The 6,000-nt window shown below is 44.9% G+C and carries 5 protein-coding genes; 4 read left to right on the top strand and 1 reads right to left on the bottom strand.

Features of this window, described 5'->3' with window-relative positions:
• On the bottom strand, nucleotides 1-2,605 hold a 2,605-nt coding region (locus ACLGGO_RS24050), incomplete at its 3' end, for an Hpt domain-containing protein (RefSeq protein WP_446421174.1).
• A 386-nt stretch (nucleotides 2,606-2,991) separates the two neighbouring features.
• On the opposite strand from ACLGGO_RS24050, the gene ACLGGO_RS24045 reads away from it, so the two are divergent.
• The 4 genes from ACLGGO_RS24045 (at nucleotide 2,992) to ACLGGO_RS24030 (ending at nucleotide 5,921) form a co-directional block, all read left to right on the top strand.
• On the top strand, nucleotides 2,992-3,312 hold the full coding sequence (locus ACLGGO_RS24045) for a CBS domain-containing protein (protein ID WP_446421173.1): 321 nt from the start codon (nucleotides 2,992-2,994) through the stop codon (nucleotides 3,310-3,312).
• Nucleotides 3,313-3,350: 38 nt separating this feature from the next.
• Complete coding sequence (locus ACLGGO_RS24040; protein ID WP_446333959.1) at nucleotides 3,351-4,250, top strand: TIGR02587 family membrane protein; 900 nt, start codon at nucleotides 3,351-3,353, stop codon at nucleotides 4,248-4,250.
• 91 nt (nucleotides 4,251-4,341) lie between these two features.
• Nucleotides 4,342-4,755: a TIGR02588 family protein gene (locus tag ACLGGO_RS24035; RefSeq protein ID WP_446421172.1), complete on the top strand. Its 414-nt coding sequence runs from the start codon at nucleotides 4,342-4,344 to the stop codon at nucleotides 4,753-4,755.
• 395 nt (nucleotides 4,756-5,150) lie between these two features.
• Complete coding sequence (locus ACLGGO_RS24030; RefSeq protein ID WP_446421171.1) at nucleotides 5,151-5,921, top strand: hypothetical protein; 771 nt, start codon at nucleotides 5,151-5,153, stop codon at nucleotides 5,919-5,921.
• Nucleotides 5,922-6,000: the final 79 nt, after the last annotated feature.

Genomic DNA, 6,000 nt, shown 5'->3' with positions numbered 1-6,000 from the left:
TTTGTGGTGTTTCCGGTTGCGGTGTCCCTTTTGACTCATCGGTTAACCAATCTGCATCTAAATCCTCTACCTCGGCGTTGCTGGCTAATGCTTCCTCTTCTGCTTCGCCAAATAAGTCGTCTAACTCTTCACTCGGCGGTGTTTCTGTTGTTTCCCACTCGCCCCATAAATCCCCTTGGGTTTGTGGTGTTTCCGGTTGCGGTGTCCCTTTTGACTCATCGGTTAACCAATCTGCATCTAAATCCTCTACCTCGGCGCTTGAGTCAAATGACTCCTCACCATCTTCATCTTCAGTAAAGAGGGCGTCTAAATCTTCGCTAGATGGCGTCTGTGGTGTTTCCCAATCGCCAAATAGGTCAGCTGCTGATTCAGTTTCCGATGTCCACGGTTGTTGTGTCTGTTGAGATTCATCCGTTAACCAATCGATCTCGAAATCCTCTACCTGTACCGTTGAGTCCAATGACTCTTCACCTTCTTCAGCAAAGAGTTCTTCGGCATCTTCTGTTACTCCTGGCAGAATTTCGTCGCCTTCTTCCTCAAACCATGACTCCGAACTTTCCCCATCCTTTTGGAATGAAGTTGTGCTTTCATTCAATAAAGCTTCATCCCTGGATAGGGGCATATCAACGATAGAAACCTCTTCTGGGTCAGTCAAGCTATCGACTGGCGTCGATTCAACTTCAGGTGATTCTAAATCAAAGAAGTCATTGAGAGCCTCAAAATCGGGGAGGTCTTCTGACTCTTCCCAAGCTTCTTGAGCAAAATCGTCGAGAGATGTTTCTTCAAACATATTTGATACATCTCCCGCTTCCGGTGTTGCTGATTCGATGTCGATTGTATCAGCTTGATTGCTATTGTCTAAATGGTTTTCTAGATCTAAATCTAAATCATTACTGTCTAGATAGTCTTCCAGAGCTAAATCGCTCTGATTGACTGATTCTCCTGGGGTTTGGAGATTTTCTTCACTGCTGGAAATTTCTAGCAGGTCATCAAAGTCAAAGTCTGATTCTGAGACGGTTTCATCGCCCTCAAGGGAGGATTGGAGAAAGTCCTCATCTACGTCCAAATCCTCAAGTTCTGAATAACTAAGAATGGCTGCTGGCGAATTTTCTCTTTCCCCGTCAAAGAAACTATCACCAAATAAACTCTTTAAGTCATCACCTGATTGACTCATTGGGTCGGAATCTTCTGAGCTATCTGACTCAAATAGTAGATCAGAAAAGTCATCGGTCAAGCTGGATGAGATATCAAAGGAATCCGATGATTCTTTTGATGCTTGAGGATTTGCGATCGCGTCTAGGGCGAACTCATCCGCTAACCCTTGCCTTAAGTCATTATTTGTTAAATTCTCACTATCCTCAATTAGATCCGAGAAATCATTCGAGTCTTCAAGATTCAGAAAATCATCTGAATCAGAGTTTAAGGATTGAGCATTTAGGCTGATAATTTCTTCTTCTTGCCAACTTTGATCGAAATCAGGTGTTTGAGTTTCAAAAATATCGGCTAAACTATTGAGTTCTGCGATACCCACTTCGGGTTCGCCCTGATCGGAGAGGGGAGAGATCGAGTTTGAGGATTGAACCACCGAGAATTGGAGTTGATCGTGTCTGAACTCTGTTGTGTCGTTTGGATCTTGGATATAGGTATCCTGGGATTGGATATAGGTATCTCGACTATCGGGGAGATGGGTGGCTTTATTTAGGTTTAGGTCGGATTCCTCGGTTACAGGAGTTGGTTGATGGGAAGAATGGGTGCTAATATCAGGTGCTGTCGCTGATTCGACTGTTGTGGCGTCTGGTGCCAGGGCTTTGAGTTGTTCACTGGGTACAATCTCAACGGAGCGCCCGCTCAGAACTAATTCTTGAGCTTGTTTAATTTCCTTAATGGTGACACTAGCGAGTAAGCGATAGGAATTTTCAAGATTCGCGATCGCACTTTTTGATATCTCTAGTAATTCACCCCACCCCGGTAAGTCTAATTGATCGCCTAATTCGATCAACCTTTGGCAATGTTCTTGCAGGGCGTGGCGATGTTCGGGAGTATCCGACTGCTTATACAGTTGCAACATCTCCCGCAGTTCTACCAGCACATTTCGTTTAAAGGTGGCGGGCAAGGTTTTTGTTCCTTTACTAGAGGATTGAGATGAATTGGCTAGGGAAGGAGTATCACCAGCCGCTTGAGTGTTTTGGACTAACTGTTGCAGATAGCTGTTGAGTTGCTCAAAGACAGGCTCAGCATCAGACATAATCGTACTGGCTGTTTCGTCGGTCAATCCATAAGCTCCTTGCAGCTGCCCTAAAAGAGCGCTGAGGATATCGAAAACTCGCAGCAACAGGGATTCTAAGTGAGTATCTACTCTAATCGGAGCTTCTTGGAGGATTTTAAAGTAATCTTCTAGGCGATGGGCAGTTTGATGTATGCTATTGAGTCCTAACATAGCTGCTCCGCCCTTAACCGAATGAGCAGCGCGGAACATTTCGTTCACCGTCTCAGCGTCTTCGATGGTGCTTTGCAGATTTAGCAAACCTTGCTCTATGGTATTGAGGTGGTCTTGTGCCTCCTCCATAAAGTAGCCCATGATTCGCTGTTGTTGTTCCGACTGCATAGCCATGTCCCTCAAAGCGTTTTGAGTAATGTGGGGTATTTTGCTTCCCTAAGTGCCCTGATTCAGTGCAGCGCCCGATTAAGGTGGGAGCATCAATAGTTTTTAATGTAGCCAATCTATTCAGGATTGACCTCAATCCCTTTATTCCCGAATCGAACCTCGCTTTCCCCGTTACCCCCTCTGATTGTAGCATTGCGGTCTACCGCCTCTTTTCTTTCTTTAATGAGTCTTTTGTTCTTTGTCCTTTGTTATGTACTTCCATCTCCATTACGGTGTAATCACCAGACAGACGTAGCAAACTGGCGTAATTTTGCACATTAAGTGTCGTCCAGCGCGGCAACGCCCAATTAATCAGTCGTGACAAATAACGGTCAACCCATTTACTTGTGGCTAAAATCCACAGCACCACTAATCCTGTCCCCAATATCAGTAAGCGCTCTAGCCATTGCTGGTTACTCGCTGTGTTTAAGCAAATCTCACGAGAACAATGGAAAAGCTATCGGGTTGAAGATATTATGAAACCTGTGCAGAAGGATTTAACCGCTCGTCCGGATGAGACTATATCTAATGTGTTGCAAAAGATGCAAAATACAGGAATGGGGCGAGTGTTAGTGACTAACAATGGAGATCTACAGGGAATTATTACAGCTAGTGATGTGTCTCGATGGCTCCATCGACGCCAGGAGTTGGGGATGAGAGATGAGTGACTGATTCAACCATCATAAATTTCTTAGTTAAATAGACTATGGTTAAACTGATCCAGACACAACAGCATTCACCGACTTGGTTATTAGAGATTCATCAAATCATTCGAGGTATTTTCGGTGGTTTCTTATTTGGTATTCCTCTGCTCTATACTATGGAGGTTTGGTGGATAGGTTCTTATATTGAACCTATCATATTACTGGGGGTTCTAAGCATTACCTATCTAGCTGTGTTTTTATTTAATCGCAGCGAAGGCTTCCGCAAAAGCAGGCGTGATGGGATAGTTCATGCGGCAATAGAAAGCGTAGAAGCCTTGGCAATTGGCATTGTTTGTGCGACAGTTATTCTAATTTTGCTGCGTCGAATTACCGGAGAAACTCCAATTGATGAAGCATTGGGAAAAGTAATTTTTGAGAGTGTACCATTTTCCTTGGGTGTAGCGATGGCGCGATCGCTACTGCCAGAACAATCGGCTGAATTTGAATCCAGTCAAGGCTCACGGTCGATTATAATCATCCAGCCACAGATCAAGCAACTCGGTTTCCGGGATATGATAGCTGATATTAGTGCGACCTTAATCGGTGCAATTATTGTTGCCTTTAGTATTGCCCCGACTGACGAAATTCCCACCCTAGCGGCTGCCGCATCACCCCCTTGGCTGTTGGTCATTATTGCCGCCTCCTTACTCATTTCCTACGGGATTGTTTTTGCTGCTGGCTTTGCCCACCAACGCCCACGCCGCCTACAGAAAGGAATCTTGCCAACTCCTATCGGGAAAACTATTCTCTCCTACTTGATTTCACTGCTGGCTTCGGCTTTAATGTTGTGGTTCTTCAACCGTCTTAGCTTGAGTGATCCGTGGTTTTTGTGGTTGCGGTATACGCTGTTATTAGGGCTACCTGCCACTATTGGCGGTGCTGCTGGACGTTTAGCGATATGATGTCAACTACCCTGCCCATAGCCTAGCTATGGACGAGGCTTTCCTCCCCACATAAGAGTACATAGACGAGGTATCCAGCCGCGAAAAACAGATGAGTGATCACTCTTCCGATCAAGCGAACTCCTCTCATCGTTCCCCGGCGGAGTGGGTCAGCTTTACCATTGCCCTGTTCATTTTAATTACAATTGTGGGACTGGTCACATTTAGAGGACTGGGTAGAGACAGTCAACCCCCTATCCTCTGTGTAACTATTAAACAAGTAGAAATTCGCCAAGTAAAGGGACAATTTTATGTCCCCTTCACAGTCACCAATAGTGGAGGTAGAACGGCGGAATCTGTTCAGGTGGTGGCGGAACTCACAACAGCAGCGGGAGTTCAAGAATCAGGGGAACAAACTATTAACTTTTTGTCCAGTGGTGAAATTCAAGAGGGAGCATTTATTTTTAGCTACCCTCCCCAAGAGGGAGACTTAAAGGTACGGGTTGCTAGTTATAAACTGCCGTGAGTAAGCTCCTACACCCGCCAAGAACTCAATTTCTTGGCTAAAAGCAGTACAATTGTACTCAACCAGAGACTCTAGGGCTTTTTCATACTGACGAATACTCACAGCCGCCACAGGCGGACGAAAGTTTGTGTGGTTCCGCGATTTCAATCGCCTCCTCTTTGTTTGTGTGGTTCCGCTTCAACTCCTAATGTAAAGTTTTGTATCAATCTGGAATAGTCCCCCCTTAATCCTCGTTTCTAGTAATAACCGAGGGACAACCCGGTTAATCATTAAGTACAGCGCGGCGGAAATTAATTGATCAGTCAAGCCTTACTAAAATGCTGACAATCAAACCATTGTGAATTTCTCGGAAGCGGTACTAGGTTCTGATGTTCTATTAAAGGAGTTTCAAGCTAATGGCTGTATCCACAGTTGTTTCTACTTTCGAGCTTTTGGTTAAACCCCTAGTGCAGCCGGCTGCTGACATATTAGGCGCAGGTCGGACTATTATCCAGGGTTACTTTTTGACAATTTCTAATCTCAATAGCAGTGTCCCTGTCCGACTGCGAGTCAATTTCACCGCTCAATCTCCAAACCTAAACAGCCAACCGCTACTAGCATTTTTTGATGTCGCGGGTTTGAATAGTCCATTAAATCCCGTTAGTCAGACCCCAACTACCCAAACCTATTTGATATCCATTGGTCCACGAGATACCGGATTATTTCTCTTACAACCTGATGTAACCAAAAAAGAGGTTGTTGACAAAGCAGATACTGAAATACGTGGATTTGTTACGCTTTCCCTAGCCAACTTATTTGGTTCTAGCTCCTTTGACTTGTTGCTGACTCCTCAGCAACGAGGAACATTCTTGCCAAAAAACTTTCCCACAAGCAAGGAAGACTTTGACCAACTTGCTTATGCACTTCCCACGGCTACAGGCGGTTCTCAAGTTAAACTGACTCAGTTTCAATTCCCAAATTTTCCGATACGGCAACTTCCTCCGGAAATTCTTGATCTTGACCCTGGGTTAGCCGAAATTATCCGAGAAAATCCTGATCGGCTTACTCTTACCCCCCCGAATCTGAGCAATGGAGCAATCTCAAGCACCACCGATAGCTTGCAACAGGTTTTAAGCGCGATGGTGGAACGGATCAGTGAGTTAGAAACCCAAGCTCCAAGCCGTTAAACAATCACAGCTTAAACCGTAATTCAGTCGGTATCAACCTGGATTTTGACCAAAAAGATAGTAGAGATGTAGCAGGTTA

Source organism: Coleofasciculus sp. (assembly GCF_046565525.1).
In the GTDB taxonomy this organism is placed as follows: Bacteria; Cyanobacteriota; Cyanobacteriia; order Cyanobacteriales; family Coleofasciculaceae; genus Coleofasciculus.
This window is presented reverse-complemented; position numbering and strand designations above follow the sequence as displayed.